The 3356-nt window shown below is 73.3% G+C and carries 3 protein-coding genes; 1 reads left to right on the top strand and 2 read right to left on the bottom strand.

What is annotated here, in order from left to right; translation table 11 throughout:
* Together AB0J52_RS33085 and purD are read right to left on the bottom strand one after the other, a co-directional pair.
* Positions 1-1064, bottom strand: a 1064-nt coding sequence (locus AB0J52_RS33085; RefSeq protein ID WP_500186790.1) for a low temperature requirement protein A, incomplete at its 3' end; no start/stop codon positions are given.
* An 87-nt stretch (positions 1065-1151) separates the two neighbouring features.
* A complete protein-coding gene (gene purD, locus AB0J52_RS33080; protein WP_500186789.1) occupies positions 1152-2384 on the bottom strand; it encodes a phosphoribosylamine--glycine ligase in 1233 nt (410 codons plus the stop codon).
* A gap of 402 nt (positions 2385-2786) precedes the next feature.
* Between purD and AB0J52_RS33075 the strand changes: the two genes are divergently transcribed.
* Positions 2787-3356, top strand: a 570-nt coding sequence (locus AB0J52_RS33075) for a CorA family divalent cation transporter (RefSeq protein WP_500186788.1), incomplete at its 3' end; no start/stop codon positions are given.

The raw sequence follows: 3356 nt of genomic DNA, 5'->3' as shown, positions 1-3356 counted from the left end.
CGGGCGGCCGTGAGCGCGGCCAGCCCGGCGGCCGCCGACAGGTGCGCCAGCGGCACCCCGACCGCGCAGCCCGCCGCCGCGACGATCCTGGTCCGCGACGGCCCGATGCCGAGGACCCGCCGGAACCAGACGTCGCCGAGCAGGAACAGCGCCGCGCCCCCGGCCAGCGCGAAGGACGCCCGGTACGCCAGCGGGTGCCAGGACGCCGCGACGGTGTACTTCACGCCCGCCGCCATGACGATGATCCCGACGATCAGCGGGATGTGCGCGTAGAAGTACCCGGACATCGTCTTGTTCGCCCGGGTCGCCGGATCGACCTCGGACAGGGCCCGCTCGGCCGCCGCGTCGTCCCGGGAGAAGTAGGTCCACCAGACGGCGGCGGCGAGGGCGAGGCCGAGCAGGACGGTCGCGATCAGCCCGGCGGTGAGCTCGTGGTCGCCCGCGCCGACACCGATCGCCACCACCGACTCGCCGATGGTGATCATGACGAGCAGGCCGTGCCGCTCCACGATGTGCGTGGGCCGGATGTCGAAGCGCCCGCCCGGCGGGACGATGTACGGCTGCACGATCGGGACGACCATGGCCACCGCCCAGAGCACGTAGACGGGCACGCCGCGGCCGAGCGTCCCGGCCGCGATGATCAGCAGGGCGGCGAGCAGGTTGGCGGGCAGCACCCGCAGGATGTGCGGGTTGCCCTGCGCGAACAGCACGACGTGCGCGAGCACCAGGAGCAGGTACCCGAGCCCCCACACGACCCCGCCGGAGCCGAACCCGCCGGGCGTCGCCAGCGCGATCATGAAGAAGCCGGCCATCCCGGTGAGGACGAGCAGCCGCCGCCCGACCGTCGTCGGCGGGGTCATGTTGGTCAGCCAGGCGTAGCCCGCGTACATCCACCACAGCACGCCGAACATCAGCACGACCTCGGCGAGCCCGCGCGGGCTCATGTCGTGCGAGAGCACGCCGGTGAGCTGGGTGATCGCGAACACGAACACCAGGTCGAAGAACAGCTCCAGCGTCGTGACCCGGTACTCCTCCGGCTCGGACGCCGCGTCCCGCACCGCCATCAGCGGCCTCTCGTCAAGGGTGTAATGAAGTAATCAAGTATGTGGCGCCGCGCGCGGCACCACAACACCCTTTCCGGCGGGCGCTCCCTACGCCCCGATGTCGGTGCGGTGGTGGGCTCCCCGGAGCCGGACCTTGCCGACGGCCTCGTAGGCGGCGGCGCGGGCGGCCGCCTGGTCCGCTCCGGTGCCGACCACGTTGAGGACGCGCCCGCCCGCCGAGACCAGGCGTCCGTCCGCGTCGAAGGCGGTGCCCGCGTGCAGGACGTAGGCGTCCGGGACGGCGTTCGCCTCGTCCAGGCCGGTGATCTCATCGCCCTTGACCGGGGACGCCGGGTAGTCCTCGGCCGCGACGACGACCGTGACGGCCGCACCGGGCCGCCAGGTGAGCTTGTGGTCCTCCGACAGCCCGCCGAGCGCGCACGCCTGGAGGAGGCCGGCGAGCGGGGTGGCCAGCCGGTCCAGCACGACCTGGGTCTCGGGGTCGCCGAACCGCGCGTTGAACTCGATCACCCGGACGCCGTTCGAGGTCAGCGCCAGGCCCGCGTACAGGACGCCGACGTACGGCGTCTCGCGGCGGCGCAGCTCCGCGACCGTGGGCCGGATGACGGTCTCCATGACCTCGTCCACCAGGCCCGGCGGGGCCCAGGGGAGCGGTGTGTAGGCCCCCATCCCGCCGGTGTTGGGCCCGGCGTCGCCGTCGTAGGCGCGCTTGAAGTCCTGCGCCGGGACGAGCGGGACGGCGTCCTGGCCGTCGCAGAGCGCGAACAGGGAGACCTCCGGACCGTCGAGGTACTCCTCGATGACGACCCGGCCGCACGCGGCGGCGTGCTCCATCGCCGCGCCGAGGTCGTCGGTCACGACGACGCCCTTCCCGGCGGCGAGCCCGTCGTCCTTGACCACGTAGGGCGGGCCGAACTCGGCGAGCGCGTCCTCGGCCTGGCCGCTGGTCTCGCACACGCGGGCGCGCGCGGTCGGCACCCCGGCCGCCTCCATGACCTCCTTGGCGAACGCCTTGGAGCCCTCGATGCGGGCGGCGGCCTGGTCCGGCCCGAAGCAGGTCAGCCCGGCCTCGCGCAGCGCGTCGGCGACCCCCGCCACCAGCGGGGCCTCGGGGCCGATCACCACCAGGTCGGCCGACAGCCGCCGCGCCAGCTCCACCACGGCGGTCGGGTTCAGCATGTCGATCGCGTGGTTGGACGCGATCTCCGCCGTCCCGGGGTTGCCGGGTGCGCAGTGCAGGGCGGTCACGGAAGGGTCGCGTTGCAGGGCGCGGGCGAGCGCGTGCTCGCGGCCCCCCGATCCAAGGACGAGTACTCGCACGTCGCAGGAGCTTAACGGTCGCCGACCCCGCCGGGAATGCCGACGGCCCACGGGACGGGGCGCGGGATGCGGCACGGGCATGGCACCGGGGACGGCGGGATGAGGACCGCGCGGCGAGGCGTTGTGACGGACCTGACATGCGGAGGCGTCAACCCGGCGGTTGTCCGCCGCGTCTTAAATGTCGCTGGTAACCTACAGAGGTTGTGGCCTCACGTCCGGAAGGAGGTGGTCGGGATGAGTCCTGGCGATACGTGCAGTACGCCGGAGAACCCTCACAGTCCGAGCTGGACTGTTCGTCCGACTGCCTCTACGAGGCGTCCGGCCGCGCCCTCCCCGCGCTCCCCGCTCTAGCAAGGCGGGTCGAGCGCGCCTGCGCGTGTGGCCGGGGGTTAGGAGCACCTCATGGCCATGACTCGGGTACGTCCCCCGCGGGCGACGATGTCCCTGTTCAAGCCGCGCGGACGCGTCCAGGCGTCCGCCGCCTCCACCTGCGCCCGGGACAGCGCGGTGATCGACTGGGCGGCCTACATCGACGGCCACCGCGTCTGCACCGATTCGGTGGGCGACGCCGTCCGCCTCGTCCGGGACGGGCGGCTGCAGCCCGCGCCCGAGGCGGGCGAGGAGAGCGCCGGGTTCGTCTGGGTCGGCCTGCACGAGCCGTCGGCCGCCGAGCTCCAGGAGATCGCCGAGGTGTTCGGGCTGCACCCGCTCGCCGTCGAGGACGCGATCCACGCCCACCAGCGGCCCAAGCTGGAGCGGTACGACGACGTCCACTTCCTGGTGATGAAGACCGTCGGGTACGTCGAGCGCGACCCCGAGGACGGCGAGGTCGTCGAGACCGGCGAGATCATGGTCTTCGTCGGCTCCGACTTCGTGGTGACCGTCCGGCACGGCGAGCACGGCGGCCTCGGCCTGGTGCGGCGGCGGCTGGAGGCCAACGCCGACCGGCTCGCGCAGGGCCCGGCGGCCGTC

The organism is Spirillospora sp. NPDC049652 (genome assembly GCF_040675125.1).
Classification (GTDB): Bacteria; Actinomycetota; Actinomycetes; order Streptosporangiales; family Streptosporangiaceae; genus Spirillospora.
This window is presented reverse-complemented; position numbering and strand designations above follow the sequence as displayed.